Origin of the sequence: Aeromicrobium sp. HA (genome assembly GCF_027171405.1) — a bacterium.
Classification (GTDB): Bacteria; Actinomycetota; Actinomycetes; order Propionibacteriales; family Nocardioidaceae; genus Aeromicrobium; species Aeromicrobium tamlense.
Window position 1 is genome coordinate 1,827,080 of record NZ_CP114372.1, and the last position, 19,519, is coordinate 1,846,598.

21 protein-coding genes are annotated in these 19,519 nt (G+C 71.0%); 9 read left to right on the top strand and 12 right to left on the bottom strand.

Annotation, left to right across the window (positions count from 1 at the left end):
* Positions 1 to 7: 7 nt before the first annotated feature.
* Entirely contained in the window at positions 8 to 1,207 is a 1,200-nt protein-coding gene (locus O3S82_RS08970) for an MFS transporter (RefSeq protein ID WP_269302255.1), read from the bottom strand.
* A 62-nt stretch (positions 1,208 to 1,269) separates the two neighbouring features.
* The gene (locus tag O3S82_RS08975; RefSeq protein ID WP_269302257.1) at positions 1,270 to 3,624 is read right to left on the bottom strand and encodes an excinuclease ABC subunit UvrA; all 2,355 of its coding nucleotides are present in this window, start codon (positions 3,622 to 3,624) and stop codon (positions 1,270 to 1,272) included.
* A 172-nt stretch (positions 3,625 to 3,796) separates the two neighbouring features.
* Here O3S82_RS08975 and O3S82_RS08980 point away from each other — a divergent pair, with 172 nt between their 5' ends.
* Complete coding sequence (locus O3S82_RS08980; RefSeq protein ID WP_269302258.1) at positions 3,797 to 4,222, top strand: YciI family protein; 426 nt, start codon at positions 3,797 to 3,799, stop codon at positions 4,220 to 4,222.
* Positions 4,222 to 5,460 (top strand): RNA polymerase sigma factor, encoded by a 1,239-nt coding sequence (locus O3S82_RS08985; RefSeq protein ID WP_269302260.1) that lies wholly within the window; start codon positions 4,222 to 4,224, stop codon positions 5,458 to 5,460. The genes O3S82_RS08980 and O3S82_RS08985 overlap by 1 nt, the downstream gene beginning before the upstream one ends.
* A 6-nt stretch (positions 5,461 to 5,466) precedes the next feature.
* Here the strand turns inward: O3S82_RS08985 and O3S82_RS08990 are convergent, their stop codons facing one another.
* From O3S82_RS08990 to O3S82_RS09005, 4 genes are read right to left on the bottom strand one after another with little or no spacing between them, the layout of a single operon-like run.
* Positions 5,467 to 6,120, bottom strand: a complete 654-nt coding sequence (locus O3S82_RS08990) for a 4a-hydroxytetrahydrobiopterin dehydratase (RefSeq protein ID WP_269302262.1) — start codon at positions 6,118 to 6,120, stop codon at positions 5,467 to 5,469.
* Positions 6,121 to 6,146: 26 nt separating this feature from the next.
* Positions 6,147 to 7,166: an LLM class flavin-dependent oxidoreductase gene (locus O3S82_RS08995; RefSeq protein ID WP_269302264.1), complete on the bottom strand. Its 1,020-nt coding sequence runs from the start codon at positions 7,164 to 7,166 to the stop codon at positions 6,147 to 6,149.
* Between the two features lie 27 nt (positions 7,167 to 7,193).
* Positions 7,194 to 7,418: a helix-turn-helix domain-containing protein gene (locus tag O3S82_RS09000; protein WP_179424327.1), complete on the bottom strand. Its 225-nt coding sequence runs from the start codon at positions 7,416 to 7,418 to the stop codon at positions 7,194 to 7,196.
* A complete protein-coding gene (locus O3S82_RS09005) occupies positions 7,418 to 8,020 on the bottom strand; it encodes a DUF2975 domain-containing protein (RefSeq protein WP_179424326.1) in 603 nt (200 codons plus the stop codon). The genes O3S82_RS09000 and O3S82_RS09005 overlap by 1 nt, the downstream gene beginning before the upstream one ends.
* A 101-nt stretch (positions 8,021 to 8,121) precedes the next feature.
* On the opposite strand from O3S82_RS09005, the gene O3S82_RS09010 reads away from it, so the two are divergent.
* Together O3S82_RS09010 and O3S82_RS09015 are read left to right on the top strand one after the other, a co-directional pair.
* Positions 8,122 to 8,640 carry a GNAT family N-acetyltransferase gene (locus O3S82_RS09010; protein ID WP_269302267.1) on the top strand — a complete coding sequence of 173 codons (519 nt, stop codon included), beginning with the start codon at positions 8,122 to 8,124 and terminating at the stop codon, positions 8,638 to 8,640.
* Between the two features lie 15 nt (positions 8,641 to 8,655).
* The gene (locus O3S82_RS09015) at positions 8,656 to 9,066 is read left to right on the top strand and encodes a DoxX family protein (RefSeq protein ID WP_179424324.1); all 411 of its coding nucleotides are present in this window, start codon (positions 8,656 to 8,658) and stop codon (positions 9,064 to 9,066) included.
* On the opposite strand, the gene O3S82_RS09020 is transcribed toward O3S82_RS09015, so the two are convergent.
* The 3 genes from O3S82_RS09020 to O3S82_RS09030 are packed head-to-tail and all read right to left on the bottom strand — an operon-like array spanning position 9,032 to position 11,351.
* Positions 9,032 to 9,652, bottom strand: coding sequence for an alpha-ketoglutarate-dependent dioxygenase AlkB (locus O3S82_RS09020; protein WP_269302270.1), 621 nt, complete (start codon positions 9,650 to 9,652; stop codon positions 9,032 to 9,034). The genes O3S82_RS09015 and O3S82_RS09020 overlap by 35 nt on opposite strands.
* A 53-nt stretch (positions 9,653 to 9,705) precedes the next feature.
* A complete protein-coding gene (locus tag O3S82_RS09025; protein WP_269302273.1) occupies positions 9,706 to 10,812 on the bottom strand; it encodes a serine hydrolase domain-containing protein in 1,107 nt (368 codons plus the stop codon).
* A gap of 44 nt (positions 10,813 to 10,856) precedes the next feature.
* Entirely contained in the window at positions 10,857 to 11,351 is a 495-nt protein-coding gene (locus O3S82_RS09030; RefSeq protein WP_179424321.1) for a phosphoribosyltransferase, read from the bottom strand.
* Positions 11,352 to 11,368: 17 nt separating this feature from the next.
* Here O3S82_RS09030 and O3S82_RS09035 point away from each other — a divergent pair, with 17 nt between their 5' ends.
* The 5 genes from O3S82_RS09035 (at position 11,369) to O3S82_RS09055 (ending at position 16,264) form a co-directional block, all read left to right on the top strand.
* Complete coding sequence (locus tag O3S82_RS09035) at positions 11,369 to 12,016, top strand: MBL fold metallo-hydrolase (RefSeq protein ID WP_269302275.1); 648 nt, start codon at positions 11,369 to 11,371, stop codon at positions 12,014 to 12,016.
* A 79-nt stretch (positions 12,017 to 12,095) separates the two neighbouring features.
* The gene (locus O3S82_RS09040) at positions 12,096 to 13,634 is read left to right on the top strand and encodes a UDP-N-acetylglucosamine 1-carboxyvinyltransferase (protein ID WP_179424320.1); all 1,539 of its coding nucleotides are present in this window, start codon (positions 12,096 to 12,098) and stop codon (positions 13,632 to 13,634) included.
* A gap of 53 nt (positions 13,635 to 13,687) precedes the next feature.
* The gene (locus O3S82_RS09045) at positions 13,688 to 14,449 is read left to right on the top strand and encodes a glycerophosphodiester phosphodiesterase family protein (protein ID WP_269302276.1); all 762 of its coding nucleotides are present in this window, start codon (positions 13,688 to 13,690) and stop codon (positions 14,447 to 14,449) included.
* Positions 14,446 to 15,798, top strand: a complete 1,353-nt coding sequence (locus O3S82_RS09050; RefSeq protein ID WP_269302277.1) for an MFS transporter — start codon at positions 14,446 to 14,448, stop codon at positions 15,796 to 15,798. Before O3S82_RS09045 ends, O3S82_RS09050 begins: the two co-directional genes overlap by 4 nt.
* Positions 15,799 to 15,874: 76 nt before the next feature.
* The gene (locus tag O3S82_RS09055) at positions 15,875 to 16,264 is read left to right on the top strand and encodes an RNA polymerase-binding protein RbpA (protein WP_179424317.1); all 390 of its coding nucleotides are present in this window, start codon (positions 15,875 to 15,877) and stop codon (positions 16,262 to 16,264) included.
* On the opposite strand, the gene O3S82_RS09060 is transcribed toward O3S82_RS09055, so the two are convergent.
* The 3 genes from O3S82_RS09060 to O3S82_RS09070 are packed head-to-tail and all read right to left on the bottom strand — an operon-like array spanning position 16,254 to position 19,502.
* Positions 16,254 to 16,973, bottom strand: coding sequence for a polyprenol monophosphomannose synthase (locus O3S82_RS09060; protein ID WP_269302279.1), 720 nt, complete (start codon positions 16,971 to 16,973; stop codon positions 16,254 to 16,256). The two genes, O3S82_RS09055 and O3S82_RS09060, sit on opposite strands and share 11 nt — an antisense overlap.
* A complete protein-coding gene (lnt, locus tag O3S82_RS09065) occupies positions 16,933 to 18,426 on the bottom strand; it encodes an apolipoprotein N-acyltransferase (RefSeq protein ID WP_269302281.1) in 1,494 nt (497 codons plus the stop codon). Before lnt ends, O3S82_RS09060 begins: the two co-directional genes overlap by 41 nt.
* Positions 18,423 to 19,502: a M24 family metallopeptidase gene (locus tag O3S82_RS09070; protein WP_179424315.1), complete on the bottom strand. Its 1,080-nt coding sequence runs from the start codon at positions 19,500 to 19,502 to the stop codon at positions 18,423 to 18,425. Before O3S82_RS09070 ends, lnt begins: the two co-directional genes overlap by 4 nt.
* Positions 19,503 to 19,519 lie beyond the last annotated feature (17 nt).

Genomic DNA, 19,519 nt, shown 5'->3' on the forward strand with positions numbered 1-19,519 from the left:
GGCCGCGTCAGTCCTCGGAGCGCAGGCGGAGCACGGCGGCCAGTCCGGCGAGCACCACCACGACCGCCCCGTAGACCAGCGCGGTCTGCGACAGTCCGATCCAGCCGACGGCGAAGCCGGCGATGACGGCCGGGATGCCGAACGCGACGTAGCTCGCGACGAACACGGCGGCGAAGAGCTCGCCCCGGCGCTCGGGCGGCGCGAGCGGGGTGATCGAGCGCATGATGCCCATGAAGGCCGCGCCGAATCCCGTGCCCGCGAACACGGTGGCCGCCAGGAACCACGGGAGGCTGTCCGCGGCGAGCGCGACCAGCGTCAGCGCGGTGCCGACGGCGAGGGTGGTGGTGCCGTAGAGGGTGATCCGGCGGCTGCTCCAGCGACGCGCGACGAAGCACATCACCGCGCCGGCGCCGTTGAGCGTGGTCACCACGAGACCCTGAGCCACGTGGCTCTCTCCCCCGAGCTCCTGCGCGATCAGCGGCGCGCCGAGCGACAAATAGAAGCCGCTCGTGGCCCAGCCGGCGATCACCGCGGGCACGGCGCGGTAGAAGGCGGCACGCGCCTGCGGCGGGACGCCGATCCGGGGCCGCAGCGACGCCAGCGCGCCCGGACGGCGCGTGGAGGTCTCCGGCGCCGCCCACACGACCACCGCCATGACGACGAGCAGCACCGCCAGCGAGCCGAACACGGCCGTCAGCGGCTCGGCCCCGGCGTGGTCGAGCGCCAGTCCGGAGACGAGCCCGCCCGCCGCCAGTCCGGCGAAGGGCGTGACGGAGTTCGCGATCGCGCCGCTGCCCGGACGGCTCGGAGGCTCGAGGTCCACGATCGCCGCGGACATCGACGGCATCAGCAGCCCGGCGCCGAACCCCTGCACGACCCGGGCGACGATCAGCACCGTCACGCTCTCGGCGTGCCAGAACGAGACCATGCTGCCCGCGAGCACGAGCAGACCGAGCGCGATGACCGGCCGGCGACCGAGATGGTCCGAGAGCGATCCCGCGACCAACAGCGTGGCCAGCATCGACAACGCGTAGACGGCGAAGATCAGCGTCATCGCGGCGGACGAGAACCCGATCCGCTCCTGCAGCACGGGATAGAACGGCGACGGGGCACTCGCGCCGATCATGAAGATCGTCAGGGCCACCAGGACGACGACGAAGCCGGTGGCACGACGGACGCCGGACCGGGTGGCCACGGCGGTCATCATGCGCTGAGTGTAGGTCACGTCACATCCGCCCCGGAGGGCCCACCACTCCCCTGCGCCGCCGCTCAGGAGCCGACGTAGGCGGCGAGGTGCTCCCCTGTGAGCGTCGACTTCGCGGCCACGAGGTCGGCCGGGGTGCCCTCGAAGACGATCCGGCCGCCGTCGTGACCCGCGCCGGGCCCGAGGTCGATGATCCAGTCGGCGTGTGCCATGACGGCCTGGTGGTGCTCGATCACGATGACCGACTTCCCCGAGTCGACCAGACGGTCGAGCAGGCCGAGCAGCTGCTCGACGTCGGCCAGGTGCAGGCCGGAGGTGGGCTCGTCGAGGACGTAGGTGCCGCCCTTCTCCCCCATGTGCGTGGCCAGCTTGATGCGCTGGCGCTCGCCTCCGGACAGGGTGGACAGCGGCTGGCCGAGCGTCAGGTAGCCCAGGCCGACGTCCTCCAGCCGCGCCAGGATCTTCGCGGCGGCCGCGACGTTGACACCCTCCTTGCCGAAGAACGCGTGCGCCTCGGCCACGGGCATCGCGAGCACCTCGCTGATGTCGCGCTCGCCGAGCTCGTACTCGAGCACCGCGTCGGCGAAGCGGCGTCCCTCGCAGACCTCGCAGGGCGACTCCATCGTGGCGAGGATGCCGAGATCGGTGAAGACGACGCCGACGCCGTTGCAGTTGGGGCAGGCGCCCTCGGAGTTGGCCGAGAACAGCGCGGGCTTGACCCCGTTCTCCTTCGCGAAGGCCTTGCGGATGGGGTCGAGCAGACCGGTGTAGGTGGCCGGGTTGCTGCGCCGCGAGCCGCGGATCGCACCTTGGTCGATCGCGACGACGTCGTCGTTCCTCGCGACGGACCCGTGGATCAGCGAGCTCTTGCCCGAGCCGGCGACGCCGGTGACGACGACGAGGACCCCGAGGGGGATGTCGACGTCGACGTCCTGCAGGTTGTGCGCGTCGGCTCCCCGGACCTCGAGCCGACCTGTGGGCGTGCGCACGGCGTCCTTGATGGAGGCGCGGTCGTCGAGGTGGCGGCCGGTGATCGTGTCGCTGGCGCGCAGGCCCTCGACCGTGCCCTCGAACATGATCTGCCCGCCGCCGCTTCCGGCGCGGGGACCGAGGTCGACGACGTGGTCGGCGATCGCGATGGCCTCGGGCTTGTGCTCGACGACGAGCACGGTGTTGCCCTTGTCGCGCAGCTGCAGCAGCAGACCGTTCATCCGGTCGATGTCGTGCGGGTGCAGGCCGACCGTGGGCTCGTCGAAGACGTACGTGACGTCGGTGAGCGAGGAGCCGAGGTGGCGGATCATCTTCGTGCGCTGCGCCTCGCCGCCCGAGAGCGTGCCCGCCGGCCGGTCGAGCGACAGGTAGCCCAGGCCGATGTCCACGAAGGACTCGAGCGTCTGCGCGAGCACGGCCAGCAGCGGGGCCACGGACGGCTCGTCGAGGTCGCGCACCCACGCGGCGAGGTCGGTGATCTGCATGGCGCAGGCGTCGGCGATGGAGATGCCCTTGATCTTCGAGGACCGTGCGCCCTCGTTGAGCCGCGTGCCGTCGCACTCGGGACAGGTCTGGAACGTGATGGCCCGGTCGACGAAGGCGCGGATGTGCGGCTGCATCGCCTCGCGGTCCTTGGACAGCATCGACTTCTGGATCTTCGGGACGATCCCCTCGTAGGTGATGTTGATCCCGTCGACCTTGATCTTGGTGGGCTCCTTGTAGAGCAGTGCGTCGAGCTGCTTCTTCGTGAAGTCCTTGATCGGCTTGTCGGCCGGGAAGAAGTCGCCGTTGCGGAAGATCCGGCCGTACCAGCCGTCCATCGAGTAGCCCGGGATCGTGAGGGCGCCGTCCTCGAGGGACTTCGTCTCGTCGTAGAGGGCGGTGAGGTCGAAGTCGGACACCGCTCCCCTGCCCTCGCACCGCGGGCACATGCCGCCGGTGACCGAGAACTCGCGGCGCTCCTTGACCGTGCGCCCGCCCGTCTCGAACGAGACCGCGCCGGCGCCGCTGATCGACGCCACGTTGAAGGAGAAGGCCTGGGGCGAGCCGACGTGCGGCTCGCCCAGCCGGCTGAACAGGATGCGCAGCATGGCGTTGGCGTCCGTGGCGGTGCCGACGGTCGAGCGCGGGTCGGCGCCCATCCGCTCCTGGTCGACGAGGATCGCGGTGGTGAGGCCGTCCAGGACGTCGACCTCGGGCCGCGCCATCGTGGGCATGAAGCCCTGCACGAAGGAGCTGTACGTCTCGTTGATGAGCCGCTGCGACTCGGCGGCGATCGTGCCGAACACGAGCGAGCTCTTGCCCGACCCCGAGACGCCGGTGAACACCGTGAGCCGCCGCTTGGGCAGCTCGACGCTGACGTCCTTGAGGTTGTTGACACGGGCTCCGTGCACGCGGATCAGGTCATGGCTGTCGGCCGGATGGCTCACGCGGAAGTTCCTCCCCAGATGGTTCTCGAACGATAGCGCCGGCACTAGCGTGGTCGGAACCACTGACACTTCGGCTCGGTGAGAAAAACTTCGCGGGGGCTGTCGATCCGCTCCCGTCCCGTTCGACGTCATGGTGAGGGCGCACGAGGCGCCCACCCGAGAGGACCTGATCATGAAGAAGTACATGCTCATCATGCGCACCACCGACGAGGCGCTGGCCGCCTCGAAGGAGGTCGACTTCGAGGAGATCATCAACCGGATGGGCGCCTACAACGAGGCGCTCATGGACGCCGGCGTGATGGCGGGCGGCGACGGCCTGACCGATCCGTCGGAGGGCTTCGTCGTCGACTTCTCGGCCGAGGAGCCGATCGTCACCGACGGGCCCTACGGCGAGACCCACGAGCTGTTCAACGGCTTCTGGGTGCTGCAGGTGGCCTCGCGCGAGGAGGCGGTCGAGTGGGCCAAGCGCTGCCCGCTGGGCCCGGGCTCGAAGCTCGAGGTGCGCCGGATCACCGACGAGTCCGACTTCGAGGACTACGCCAACAACGAGTACGTGCAGAAGGAGGCCGGCTGGCGCGAGCAGCTCGGCACCGTCTGATGGACGACCTGACCGCGACCCTCGATGCCGTCTGGCGCATCGAGGGTCCGCGGGTCGTGGCGACGCTCGCCCGCATGACGGGCGACCTGTCCGAGGCCGAGGACCTCGCCCAGGACGCGGTCGCCGAGGCGCTGCGGGTGTGGCCCGAGTCGGGCGTCCCCCGCAACGCGGGGGCGTGGCTGACCACGGTGGCGAAGCGCCGCGCGATCGACGGCTGGCGCCGGCGCGAGGCCCTCGACGAGCGGCATCGGACGATCGCCCACCGGCTCGAGCAGGAGGACGACCTGGCGTGGGAGCCGATCGAGGACGACCTGCTGCGACTGGTCTTCACCGCCTGTCACCCCGTGCTGGCGCGCGAGGCGCAGGTGGCCCTCACACTGCGCGTGGTCGCCGGTCTCTCCACGACCGAGATCGCCCGACTGCTGGTCACCTCGGTGCCCGCGGTCCAGCAGCGGATCGTCCGCGCGAAGCGCACCCTCGCCGAGGCGCACGTGCCGTTCGAGGTCCCCGACCACACCGAGTGGGCGACGCGGCTCGCCGCCGTCCTCACCGTCACCTACCTGCTCTTCACCGAGGGCTACGCCCCCAGCGGCGGCGACCGGTGGGTGCGCCGCGACCTCGCGCACGAGGCGCTGCGGCTCGGTCGCGTCCTGGCGCGCCTGCTCCCCCGCGAGCCCGAGGTGCACGGGCTGGTCGCGCTCATGGAGCTGCAGTCCTCGCGGTTCGCGGCACGCACCGACCGTCGCGGCGAGCCGGTCACCCTGGCCGACCAGGACCGGCGACTGTGGGACCGCGGCCAGATCGCGCGAGGACTCACGGCGCTGGAGCAGGTGGACGCCCTCGGTCGCGGTCGCGGCCCGTACGCCCTCCAGGCCTCCATCGCCGCCTGTCACGCCACCGCCCCGTCGTTCGATCGCACGGACTGGGAGCGGATCCTCGTCCTCTACGACGCGCTGTCCGCGCTCATCCCGGGTCCGGTCGTGCGGCTCAACCGCGCCGCGGCCCTGTCGATGACCGAGGACGGACTCGAGCCGGCACTGGAGGAGATCGACCGCATCGCCGCGGACGGCGGACTCGGCCGCAGCCACCTCGTGGCCAGCACGCGCGCCGACGTGCTCAGGCGGCTCGGGCGCACGGCCGAGGCGCGGGGCGAGTTCCTCGCGGCCGCCGAGCTCGCGGGGAACGAGCTGGAGCGGGCCTGGCTCGAGCAGCGCGCCGCCGAGCTCTCCCCCTCCTGAAGTCGGTCAGTCGCGATCCATGACGGTGCAGAGGCAGGCCTTGTTGCCCTCGGCGTCCTCCAGCACCACGAACGACGGCGACTCCGAGTCGTCGAAGATCCGGCCGCCGGCGGCGACCCCGGCCTCGATCCGGGCGGGCAGCTGGCCCACCGGGATCCAGACGTCGAGGTGGAAGCACATCGGCGGAACCTCGGTGCGCGACTCGGTCGGCTGGAACCACAGCAGCGGCACCTGCCCCGTGGGGTCGGTGACCTCGTCGTTCGCGTAGGCCCCCGGGTCGCCGGTCAGCACCGCGGCCCAGAAGGGGCCGATGGCGTCCTTGTCCACGGCGTTCAGGGCGATCTCCACCGTGGTCAGGCGGCTCGGGTCGGCCTCGAGCGACCGCTCGGCCGCGAGGTCGCTGATGGTGCGAGCGAGCTCGAGGTCGCGCTCGGTGATGCCGCCCGAGTCGTGGCTGAGCAGCTGGATGTCCACGTGCGTGTAGGTCAGCTTCACGTCGGGGTGGTGATTCGCGGCCTCTGCCGCCGCACCGATGTCGACGACGAACTCCAGGCCCGTGGCGAAGTCCCCCGTGCGGTACCGGGTGTGCAGGCTGTGGACGAGGGGGCGCCAGTCGTCCAGGCCCGCGGCGATGATCGTCGGGACGTCGAGCGTGCTCATGAGCCCAGCATCGACCGCGCCCGCGATCAGCGCCAGCCCAGCGCGGGCGCGACGTGGGTCAGCAGGCTCTCGAGGACGTGGGCGTTGTAGTCGACGCCCAGCTGGTTCGGCACCGTGAGCAGCAGGGTGTCCGCCGCCGCGATCGCCTCGTCCTCGGCGAGCTCCTGGGCCAGCACGTCGGGCTCGGCGGCGTAGGTGCGACCGAACCGCGCCGAGCCACCCTCGAGGAAGCCCACCTGGTCGGTGCTGCGCGACTCGTGGCCGAAGTAGGCGCGGTCGAGGTCGGAGACGATCGGGAAGATGCTGCGGCTCACCGACACGCGCGGCTCGCGCTCGTGGCCGGCCTCCTTCCACGCATCGCGGAAGCGCTGGATCTGCTCGGCCTGCAGCTGATGGAACGGCACACCGGTGTCCTCGGTCAGCAGCGTCGAGCTCATGAGGTTCATCCCCTGCTCCGCGGTCCACTCGGCGGTGGCGCGCGAGCCGGCACCCCACCAGATGCGGTCGCGCAGACCCTCGGAGTGGGGCTCGATGCGCAGCTTGCCCGGCGGGTTCGGGAACATCGGCCTCGGGTTCGGCTCGGCGAAGCCCTCGCCCTTGAGCACCTCCAGCAGCACCTGCGTGTGGCCACGGGCCATGTCGGCGTCGCTCATGCCCTCGGGCGGCTCGAACCCGAAGTAGCGGTAGCCGGAGATGACCTGCTCCGGTGATCCGCGGCTGATCCCCAGCTGCAGCCTGCCACCGGAGATGAGGTCGGCCGCCGCGGCGTTCTCGGCGAAGGAGAGGGGGTTCTCGTACCGCATGTCGATCACACCGGTGCCGATCTCGATGCGTGACGTGCGCGCGCCGACGGCGGCCAGCAGCGGGAACGGCGAGGCCAGCTGGCGGGCGAAGTGGTGCACGCGGAAGTAGGCGCCGTCGGCTCCCAGCTCCTCGGCCGCGACCGCGAGGTCGATGGACTGCAGCAGCGTGTCCGACGCGCTCCGCGTGGCCGACTGCGGCGAGTCGGACCAGTGCCCGAAGGACAGGAAGCCGATGTTCTTCATGTCTGCGTCAACGCCTCGCGCCGCGAATCATTCCGACACCACGAGCAGGTCGCCCACCTCGCAGTCGAGCGCGTCGCAGATCGCCGTGAGCGTCGTGAAGCGGATCGCCCGAGCGCGGTCGTTCTTCAGCACCGACAGGTTCACCACGGTGACGCCGACGATCTCGGCCAGCCGCGTGAGCGTCATCCCCCGCGCGGCGAGCAGCTCGTCGAGCCGGCAGTGCACCCGGTGCTCGTCGTCCTCCGGCGGCATCAGACCAGCCCCTCGGCGTCGCGCTGCATCCGCTCCCCCGCGTGGAACGCGGCGGCGATGCAGCCCACGACGATCGCGACGAACAGGTACTGCAGGGGCAAGGTCGTCGACAGCGCGAATCCCTCGCCGTCCTCGGCGAGACGGGCCAGCGCGGAGTTGCCGGCGAACGTCCTCCCCACGAGGTCGGCCACCCAGCCGACGAGGATCAGCATCGAGATCGACGTCAGCAGCCGCGTGTTGGTCCGGCTGAAGAACTCCCCGGTCATCAGGTGACGGCACAGCCAGGCGACGCAGACCATGATCGCCACGATCGCCAGCGCGGGCACGATGACGCCGGCGAGGGCCGCCAGCCAGCTCACGATCGGCAGGTCCGGGACCGTCACGGTGGCGCGGTCGATCTCGGCCGAGACCGTCCCGACGCCCTCGATCGTGATCGGCTGGGTGGTCGGGTCGAACTGCACCTCCACGGGAACGTCCTGGTTCGGGAGGATCTCCACGACCCGCCGCGCGGCGGTCACGACCGTGGCCACGCTCACGATGGCGGACAGGACGATGACGAGCCACTGGTCCGAGCGGGTGGCGGTGCCGAGAGGTGCCTTCATGGGAACTCCGTTCCATATCGTTTCTCGATGTTATCGAAACACGATATGTGATGCCGGTCAAGGTCCTCTCCCCCGGGTGCCGCGCCTGCCAGACTGACGCCATGGCCGTCACCCGTCTCGTCGCCACGACCGACGCGGACGCCCTGGCGGGGGTCCTGCGCCACAACCGCGAGGCCTGGGCCGGCCTCGAGCCGAGGCGGCCGGAGGTCTACTTCACCACCAAGGGCCAGCGCGCGATCATCCAGGACGCGCTGCGCCGCTACGAGGAGGGCGTCTCCTTCCCGCGAGTGATCCTCGGCCCCGACGACTCCGTGGTCGGCCGGATCAACCTCAACGAGATCGTCCGCGGCCCGTCGATGAAGGGCGTCCTCGGCTACTACGTCGACGAGGCGCACCAGGGCCGCGGGCTGGCCAGCACGGCCGTGGACGAGATCGTCCAGCTCGCCTTCGTGCGCCTCGGACTGCACCGGATCGAGGCCGGCACCCGCGTCGACAACGTCTCCAGCCAGCGCGTGCTGGAGAAGAACGGCTTCACGCGGTTCGGCGTCGCGCGCGACTACCTGCGGCTCGCCGGGACCTGGCACGACCACGTGCTCTACGAGCGGATCGCCGGCGACTGACCTAGCGTCGTGGCCATGAAGACGATCGCCCGCCTCCTGCTCGGCGCCGTGCTCGCGTTCGCGGGCGTCGGTCACCTGACGTTCGCCCGCGACGAGTTCGACGCGCAGGTGCCGAACAGCATCCCGCTCGACGAGGACCTCGTCGTGGTGGTGTCGGGCATCGTCGAGATCGCCCTCGGCGCGGCCCTCATGGCGATCCCGCGTCACCGCCGTGTGATCGGCCTCGTCGCCGCGGCCTTCTTCGTCGCGGTGTTTCCCGGGAACGTCTCGCAGTACGTCAACGGCGTCGACGCGTTCACGCTGAACAGCGACCGCGCTCGGCTGATCCGGCTGTTCTTCCAGCCCGTGCTCGTGATCTGGGCGCTGTGGTCGACCGATGCCCTGGAGCTGGTCAGAGAACGCCGGCGACGCGGAACTGCACGCTGATCCTGGGACCGACCGGGCGCGCGGTCTTGAGGATCGCGTGCTCCCACGTGCGCTGGCAGCTGCCGCCCATGACCGAGAGGTCGCCGTGCCCGAGGCTGAAGCCGGTCTGCGGGCCACCACCGGCCGGCCTCAGGCTCAGCCGCCGCTCGGCGCCCAGCGACAGGATCGCGACCATCGTGTCCTCGGTGCGGCTGCGGCCGATGCGGTCGCCGTGCCAGGCCACCGAGTCGTTGCCGTCGCGGTAGTAGCACAGGCCCGCGGTGACGAACGGCTCGCCGAGCTCGTCCGCGTAGTGCGCCGACAGCGCGTCGCGCGCCTCCTCCAGGGCGGGGTGCGGCAGCGGACGACGAGGGCCGTAGAAGCACAGCAGCCGCGGCACGTCGACGACGCGCTCGTACATCTCGCGGCGCTCCTCGCGCCACGGCACCTCGGTGCGCAGGGTCTCGAACAGCTCGTCCGAGCCGCTCACCCAGCCGGGCAGCGTGTCGACCCACGCCCCGTGCGACAGCTCGTGACGCTGCACGCGGTCGAGCGGGCCGACACGGACGCCTGCGTCACCGTCGAGGAGCGAGCCCTGGAACCACATGGCCCCACGTTACGCCGCTTTGCCGAACGTGCGTTCGAACCGGCCCCGGCGTGTCACGCGTGGACGGCGTCCCAGAAGGCGTCGAGGTGCTCCGGCGGCTCCGGCGAGCCCATCCCCTGGCGCGTCAGCAGGACGCCACCGACGCCCGACACGGGGTCGACCCACAGGCTGGTTCCCGTGCCGCCGTCCCAGCCGAAGCGGCCGGGGTGCGAGCCCGGGTGGCGCGCGTCGAGGTCGATGCCGACGCCCAGGCCCCAGGTGTGGTTCGGCTCCAGGAACTCGTGAGCCATCGCCGAGGCGGCCTCGCCCACCGCGTCGGTGGTGAGGGCGGCGAACGAGCTCGCCGAGATCACGGGACCGCGCGGACCGCGTCCACCGCGCAGCAGCATCTGCACGAATCGCGCCAGGTCGGCCGCCGTCGAGAGCAGGCCCGTGGCGCCCGAGCGGAAGACAGGCACGTTCATCAGGCGCGGGTCGCCCCACGGGGCGACCTCGACGAACTCGCCCCGCCGGTTCGGGAACCACGAGGACGGCACGCGGTCGACCTCGGTGAGCTCCACCGTGTAGCCGGTGTCGTGCATGTCGAGGGGGTCCAGCACCTTCTCGCGCAGCACGAGGTCGAGGCGGCGGCGCGTCGCCCGCTCGATCAGCACCGCCAGCACGTCGTAGGAGAACTGGTAGAGCCAGCCCTCCCCCGGCTGGTGCGCCATCGGCAGCGAGCCCGCGAGCTCGGCCCACCGGTCGGGTCGCAGCACGGGCGGCTGCCACGCCGAGGCCAGCTCGAGCCGCTGGTACTCGCCCAGCAGCGGATCGTCCGGTCCCGCCGTCATGTCCCAGCCCAGCCCCGAGCCCATCGCCAGGACGTCGCGCAGGGTGGTCGGTCGCGCGGCGGGCACGGTGTCGTCGAGCGGCCCACCGCGGGTGCGGAGCACGCGGCGGTCGGCGAACTCGGGCAGCCACCGTTCCATCGGGGCGTCGAGCTCGAGCAGGCCCTCGTCGACGAGTCGCAGCGCGAGGACCGCGACGATCGGCTTGGTGATCGAGGCGATCCGGAAGATGGTGTCGGGGCCCAGCGGCCGCGCGGAGCCGATCTCCACCTGTTGACGCGGGCCGCGGACGGTGGCCCAGACGGCGCCGGACACGGCCATCCTCGAGGCCACGTCGCGCATCGTCCGCGACACGTCGGGGGCCGACACCGCGGGCCTCAGGCGTCCACGACGCCGGTGCGCGGCGTGATGACGGGCTCGCTGGACCAGGGGAAGTTGATCCACTGGTCGGTGCGGCGCCACGCGTAGTCGGGCGTCAGCAGCGTGCGGGGCTTCTCGTAGATGACCGCCGAGCGCACCGCGCCGGCGTGCTCGGAGCACACCCGGACCACGAGCTCGAGCGTCTTGCCGCTGTCGGCGACGTCGTCCACGACGAGCACCGACAGGTCGTCGAGCTCGGCGAGGTCGAGGAACGGCGGCAGCAGGGTGGGCTCGTCGCGCGTCGTGCCGACGCCCGTGTAGAACTCGACGTTCATCGTGAAGAGGTGCTTGCAGTCCAGCGCGTACGCGACCGATCCGGCGGGGATCAGGCCGCCGCGGGCGATGCCGAGCACGATGTCGGGCTCGAAGCCCGAGTCGGCCACGGCCTGGGCGAGCTCGCGGACCGCCACGCCGTAGGTGTCCCAGGTGAGGATCTCGCGCTCGTGGTCCATGCGCCCATCGTGGCACGATGACGACCATGGAGGTCACCCGCTTCGGGCACGCCGCCGTCCTCGTCGAGGCCGCCGGGACCCGCATCCTGATCGATCCGGGCGCGTTCAGCGCGCCCGCCACCTTCGCCCTCACCGGCCTCGACGCGATCGTCGTGACCCACCAGCACGCCGACCACCTCGACCGCGACCGGATCGGCTCGCTCGTCGAGACCAACCCCGGCGCCCGGCTGCTGGCCGAGCCCGAGACGGCGGCCACCCTCGACGACTGGGAGCGCACCGGCCCGGACCTGACGTTCGAGGTCGGAGGGCTGACCGTGACCGGCGTCGGCTCGCGTCACGCCGAGATCCTCCCGGCGCTCCCCCGCGTCGGCAACGTCGGTGTCCTCGTCACCGCCGACGGCGAGCCCACCCTGTTCCACCCCGGCGACACCTACGAGTACCGGCCGGACGGCGTCGACATCCTCGCGCTCCCGCTCTCCGCCCCGTGGGCGAAGGTCAGCGAGACCGTGGAGTTCGTGCAGGCCGTCGCGCCGCGCACCGCGTTCCCGATCCACGACTGCACGATCTCCGAGGTCGCGTACGGGATCTACTGGACCCACGTGGAGGGCCACGGCGGCGTCGACGACCTCCAGCGACTCCCCCAGGACGGCGTCCTCGCCCTCTGATCGCGAGGCGGGCTCGACGGTGGCGACACTCACAGGGCGCAGACTGGCTTTATCTCACAACTGATATACGCTGGAGTTCATGACCCAGAGCGACTCCTACCTCGCCCGGATCGGCACCCTGATCCGCGACGCGCGTCAGCACTCCGGCCTCACCCAGGCCCAGCTGGCCACCGAGCTCAAGACCAGCCAGAGCGCCATCAACCGCATCGAGAAGGGCCAGCAGAACCTCACGCTGGACACCCTCGCGCGGATCGGATCGGCCCTCGACTCCGAGCTCGTGAGCGTGGCCCCCGCGGCCGGCCCGAGCCACCTGCGCGTCAAGGGCGGCACCACGCTCTCGGGCAGCATCGACGTCAAGTCCAGCAAGAACGCCGGGGTCGCGCTGCTGTGCGCCGCGCTGCTGAACACCGGCACCACCGTGCTGCGCAAGGTCGCCCGCATCGAGGAGGTCAACCGCCTGCTCGAGGTGCTGGAGTCGATCGGCGTCCGCACCACGTGGCTCAACGAGCAGAACGACCTCGAGCTCGTCGTCCCCGAGCGCCTCGACCTGGCGAAGATGGACGCCGAGGCCGCCCGCCGCACCCGCAGCATCATCATGTTCCTCGGCCCCCTCATGCACCGCGTCGACACCTTCGACCTGCCCTACGCCGGCGGCTGCGACCTCGGCACCCGCACCGTCGAGCCGCACATGACGGCCCTGCGTCCCTTCGGCCTCAAGGTCGTCGCCACCGACGGCAGCTATCACGCCTCCGCCGCCCGCGGCGTCGCGCCCGAGCGCCCCATCGTGCTGACCGAGCGCGGCGACACCGTCACCGAGAACGCCCTGCTGGCCGCCGCCCGCCACGACGGCGTCACTGTCATCCGCAACGCCAGCCCGAACTACATGGTCCAGGACCTGTGCTTCTTCCTGGAGCGCCTCGGCGTCCGGATCGAGGGCATCGGCACCACCACGCTGCGCGTCACCGGCAAGCAGGACATCCGCGGCGACGTCGACTACGCGCCCAGCGAGGACCCGATCGAGGCGATGAGCCTCATCACCGCCGCCATCGTCACCAGCTCGCAGATCACCGTGCGCCGCGTCCCGATCGAGTTCATGGAGATCGAGCTCGCGCTGCTCGAGGAGATGGGCTTCCGCTACGAGCGCTCCGAGGAGTACCTCGCCGAGAACGGCCACACGCGCCTGGTCGACATCACGACGCACCCGTCCACGCTGCGGGCGCCGATCGACAAGATCCACCCGATGCCGTTCCCCGGACTCAACATCGACAACCTGCCGTTCTTCGCCGTCATCGCGGCGCAGGCCGAGGGCCAGACGATGCTGCACGACTGGGTCTACGAGAACCGCGCGATCTACCTCACCGAGCTCAACAAGCTCGGCGCGCAGGTCAAGCTGCTCGACCCGCACCGCGTCCTGATCGAGGGACCCACGCACTGGAGCGGCGCCGAGCTGGTCTGCCCGCCCGCGCTGCGGCCCGCCGTGGTCATCCTCATCGCGATGCTCGCGGCGAAGGGCACGTCGGTGCTGCGCAGCGTCTACGTCATCAACCGCGGCTACGAGGACCTGGCCCTGCGCCTCAACGCGCTCGGCGCCGAGATCGAGACGTTCCGCGACATCTGACGCGTTCGACCGACCTGCGCCACCGCCCGTTCGCGGTGGCCTAGGTTGGTCGCGTGAGGACACCGCCGTACCTCGAGCCCGCCCCGCCGATCGCGTTCGCGCACCGGGGTGGCGCCACCGTCGAGGCCAACCTCGGGATCGAGAACTCGCTCGCCGCGTTCACCCATGCCTACGAGCTGGGCTACCGGTACATGGAGACCGACGTGCGCTGCAGCCGCGACGGCGTCGTGTACGCGTGCCACGACGCCAAGCTCGACCGGCTGCTGGGACGGGACGCCGCGATCGCCGACCTGGACTCCGCCGAGATCGACGAGGCCCTGCTCGGCGACCGCGAGCCGATCGTGCGGCTCCAGACGCTGGTCGAGGCCCTGCCCGAGGCGCGCTGGAACATCGACGTGAAGGCCGACGACTCGGTCGACGCCACGACCGACCTCGTGGAGCGGCTCGGCATCCTCGACCGGATCTGCCTGGCCTCCTTCTCGCACGCGCGGCTCGTCCGGATGCGCGCTCGACTCCCCCGGGTGGTCACCTCGGCCTCGTCCCGCGAGGTCGCCCAGATGGTGCTGACCGGTCGCGTCCCGGCGGCCCCGCTGATCTTCCAGGTGCCCGTCCGGCACGGCCGCGCCCGCGTCATGACGCCGCGCTTCCTGCGGCGGGCCCACCGCGCCGGCAAGCACGTGCACGTCTGGACCGTCGACGAGCCCGCCGAGATGCACCGTCTCGCCGAGCTCGGCGTCGACGGGATCATGACCGACCGCACCGACCTGCTCAAGCAGGTGCTGCAGGAGCGCGGCCAGTGGACGGAGGCCCGATGAGCGAGGAGGTCGTCGCCACCCGCCGCGACCGCGGCCGCGTGGTCGCGTGGGGGCTGTGGGACTGGGGCTCCGCGGCGTTCAACGCCGTCATCGTCACCTTCATCTTCTCGGTCTACCTCGTCGAGGGTGTCGGCGACGACGTCCCCGGGCCGTTCCGCGCCAGCACGTGGCTGGGCCTGTCGAGCGCGGCCGGAGCCGTGCTCATCGCGATCATCGCGCCGGCGCTCGGCCGCCGCACCGACGCGGGCGGTGCCCGCAAGAAGAGCCTGTTCTGGCTCACGATGGCGGTCGTCGTCATCACGGCGTCGCTGTTCTTCGTCGAGAACGACTGGCACTTCCTGTGGCTCGGTCTCACCCTGATGGCCGCCGGCTCGGTGATCTTCGAGCTCACCCAGGTCCCGTACTTCGCGATGCTGCGCCAGGTCTCCACGCCCGACGACGTCGGCCGCGTGTCCGGCTTCGGCTGGGCGATGGGCTACTTCGGCGGCATCGTGCTGCTGCTGATCTGCTACTTCGGCTTCGTGGCCGGCGACGGTGACACCCGCGGCTTCCTCGGCGTTCCGTCCGAGAACGGGATGAACATCCGCCTCATCGCGCTGCTGGCGGCCGTCTGGTTCCTGGTCTTCGCGATCCCGCTGTTCTTGAAGGTCCCCGAGCTTCCGGCCACGGCCAACGCGGACGCCCCGAAGGTCAGCATCGCCGACTCCTACCGCGGCATCTGGAACGACGTCACCACGATGTGGCGCGAGGACCGCGACACCCTGAAGTTCCTCATCGCGAGTGCGTTCTTCCGCGACGGGCTCGCCGGCGTCTTCGCCTACGGCGCCGTCCTGGCCGTCTCGGTCTACTCCATCCGCGAGGACGACGTGATCCTGTTCGGCGTCGCCGCCAACGTGATCTCGGCCGCCGGCGCCCTGCTGGCCGGCCGCTACGACGACAGGATCGGCCCGCGTGCCGTGATCGTGTTCTCGCTCGCCTCGATGCTGGTCTGCGGCCTCGTGCTGCTGTTCGTCGACGGGCCGCGGATGTTCTGGATCTTCGGCCTGGGCCTGTGCCTGTTCGTCGGGCCCGCCCAGTCGGCCTCGCGCACCTACCTCACGCGCATCACCACGCCCGGCCGCGAGGGACAGAACTTTGGCCTCTACGCCATGACCGGCCGCGCCGTGTCGTTCATGGCGCCCCTGTTCTTCGCCATCAGCATCTGGGCCGGCAACCTCCTGCTCGACACCGAGACCGATCGCTGGGGAATCGCCGGGATCATGGTGGTTCTGGGCTTCGGCCTGCTGCTGCTCCTGCGCGTGCCGGCGCACGTCGAGGACCGTGCGCGTCATCACAGCGCCGAGGGCTGAAAGGTCGCTCTCAGGGGAATCTCACGGATCTGTCGTACGTTGGAATGGACGGACACCACCAGAAGGGGGACCGACCATGGCAGAACGAGCCTTGCGCGGAGCGCGGCTGGGAGCCCAGAGCTTCGAGGACGAGCGCGGAGTCGAGATGGCACCGCGTCAGCAGATCGAATACGTGTGCGCCGACGGCCACACGTTCACGGTGACGATGTCGGACGAGGCCGAGGTTCCGGCCGAGTGGGAAGACCCGAAGACCGGCCAGATGGGCCGCCGCGTCGGCGGCGCCGAGCCGGACGCCAAGGAGGAGAAGCCGGTGCGCACGCACTGGGACATGCTCCTGGAGCGTCGCTCCGAGGAGGAGCTCGAGGAGATCCTCACCGAGCGGCTGGAGATGCTGCGCGGTGGCGAGATCGGCCCGCCGCACCTGCACCGCAAGAGCAAGTCCCGGAAGAAGTCCGTCAGCGCCTGAACGGATTCATCCGCAAGAGGCCCCACACGGTCACCCGTGTGAGGGCCTCTTTCACGATGTCGAGGCTCATCTTCGACTGACCGTGCACCCGCTCGACGAAGGTGACGGGCACCTCGGCCACCTCGAGCCCCGCCAGGCGGGTCTGCCGGGTCATGTCGATCTGGAAGCAGTAGCCCTGCGACTCGACGGCCGCAAGATCGATCGCCTCGAGCGTCTCGCGACGGAAGGCGCGAAAGCCGGCGGTGGCGTCCTTGACGCCGAGGTTCAGCATGAGCCGGGCGTACAGCGACGCCCCGCGCGACAGCGCCTCGCGCCGCTTGGGCCAGTTGACGACCGAGCCGCCGGGCACCCAGCGCGAGCCGAGCGTCAGCGGGACGCCGGTACGCGCCGAGTCGAGCAGCCGCCCGAGGTCCTCCGGCCGATGCGATCCGTCGGCGTCCATCTCCACGAGCACGTCGTAGTCGCGCTCGAGACCCCAGGCGAAGCCGGCCTTGTAGGCGGCGCCGAGGCCCTCCTTGCCCTCGCGGTGCAGGACGTGGATGCGCGGGTCGGCCTCGGCCAGCTTGTCGGCGATGTCGCCCGTGCCGTCGGGCGAGTTGTCGTCCGCGACGAGGATCTCGACCTCGGGCTGCTCCGTCAGGACGCTGTCGGTGATCCAGCCGACGTTGTCAGCCTCGTTGTAGGTCGGGATGATGACCAGCGTCTTCACGGCCGCTCCTTCGTAACTGGCGTTTACCGAGGACCCATCCTGCCACGGACATGACGTAGATCACCATGGTCCACCACGATCCGTAGCGCGTGGCGGGCGTGGTGCCCTCGGCCGCCTGCACGTCGGCGATGACGGTGGCGGGCTCCTTCTCCGGGGCGCGACCCACGACGTGCCCCTCCGGGTCCACGATCCCCGAGATGCCGTTGGTGGACGCGACCGCGACCCACCGCCCGGTCTCGATGGCCCGCAGCCGCGAGATCGCCCACTGCTGCTGCGGCTGCACGCCCTGGCCGAAGTCCATGAAGCTGGCGTTGCTGGTCTGCACGGCGAGCATCTCGGCGCCGAGATCGACCGCACCGTGCACCGCGCCGTCGTACGCGATGTCCCAGCAGATCGTCAGGCCGATCGTCAGCCCGTCGAGGGTCATCGCGCCGGGCTCGTCGCCGGCCAGGATGTCGCGCGGGATGTCGCGGTCGAACCGCGGCACGAGCGAGCCGAGCTGCTCGCGGAACGGCACGTACTCGCCGTACGGCACGGGGTACTGCTTGAGGTAGACGTCCTGCTTCGGCCCGTTCTCGTCGACCAGGACCGACGCGTTGTACGCGGTGTCGGGGCTGGGACCGTCGAGGATCGCCCCCACGAGGATCGGCGCGCCGACCTCACGCGAGAGCCGGGTGACCTCGTCGCGCGCGTACGCGTTGGTCAGCACGTCGAGATCGGAGCCGTTCTCGGGCCAGATCACGGCGTCGACCGGCCGGTCGATCCGCTCGGTCTCGGCCACGTGGAGGCGGAAGATCTCGGCCCGGGGCCACTGCAGGAACGGACCCGGGGTGTTGCCCTGGACCACGGCGACGGTCCTCGTCGCTCCCCCGTCGGCGATGCCGACCGGCAGCAGCAGCCCGATCGACGGGATCGCGACGGCGACGGCCAGCACGAGCACGCGGCGCTGCGTGACCGCCACGACCAGCAGGCCCGCCGTGAGCGCCATGAGGAACGAGGTCGCGGGCAGCGCGACCAGGCGCACCCAGCCCTCGAAGCGGGCGTCGATCGCGGTGTGCGCCAGCCGTCCCCACGGGAACCCGGTGAGGGGGAAGCTGCCGCGGAGCTGCTCGCCCGCGGTCCAGACCGCGGCCGCCCACAGGGGCCACCAGGAAGCTTGGACGGCGGCCCGCAGCACCCACGTGATCAGCGAGATCAGCAGGGCCTCGATCGCGACGAGCGCCACCCATGCCCACGGGTCGACCGCGTTCATCCACCAGATGAGCGGGCCCATGAACGCGAGCCCGAAGACGAGTCCCACGAGCAGCACCCGTCGGACGGGCGCGTCACGCAGCGTGCGGACGACGAAGAGGTAGCCCGCGACGGCCAGCAGCATGACGCCCGGCAGGGCGAGCGGCTCGAACGCGGCCGCGGAGACGACGCCGAGCAGCGCCGCCGCGAGGACCTGTCTCACAGCCGGACGAGATGACGCGGCGTGTTGTTGAGGACCTCGACGCCATCCTCGGTGCACACGACGATGTCCTCGATGCGGGCTCCCCACTGGCCCTCGACGTAGATTCCCGGCTCGATCGAGAACGCCATGCCCGGCTCGAGCTCGAGGTCGTTGCCCTCGACGATGTAGGGCTCCTCGTGCGTCTCCTGGCCGATGCCGTGACCGGTGCGGTGGATGAAGCGGTCGCCGTAGCCGGCGTCGGCGATGATCCGGCGGCCGACCGCGTCGACGGACTCGGCCGTGACGCCCGGCCTGGCGTACTCGAGCTGGGCCTGCTGGGCGCGCTGCAGGACCTCGAGCATCGCCAGGTAGCCCGGGTCGGGCTCGCCGCCGGCGACGTAGTTGCGGGTGGAGTCCGAGCAGTAGCCCGCGGCGTTGGTGCCGCCGATGTCGACGACGACCGGCTCGCCCGCGCCGATGACCCGGTCGGAGACCTCGTGGTGCGGCGAGGCGCCGTTGGGCCCGGAGCCGACGATCACGAAGTCGACCTGCTCGTGGCCCTCCTCGACGATCGCGCGGGCGATGTCGGCGCCGACCTCGCGCTCGGTGCGGCCGGGACGCAGCCACTCCCCCATGCGCGCGTGCACGCGGTCGATCGCCGCGCCGGCGTCGCGCAGGGCGTCGACCTCCGCGGGCTCCTTCACCGTGCGCAGCGCCGACACGAGCTGACCGCCGAGCACGAAGCCGGCCTCGGGCATGGCCTCCTGCAGCGCGAACACCCGTGACGCCCACATCTGGTCGTCGACCGCCACCACCGAGGCGCTGCCGATCAGCTCGGCGACGAGCGCGAACGGGTCGTCGAGCTCGGACCACGTGACGATGGGCATCGTCACCCCCGCGGCCTCGGCCGCGGCACGCTCGAGGCCAGGCACGACGAGGTGCGATCCCCGCTGGGTCACGACGAGACACGTCAGCCGTTCCAGGGGCTTGGCGGCGTAGCCGGTCAGGTAGCGCAGGTCGGCCCCCGGGGTCACGAGAAGGGCGTCGATGCCGTTCTGTCCGGCGAGGAGTCGGGCGCGGTCGAGGCGTTCAGTCACAGCGAAAGGCTATCTGG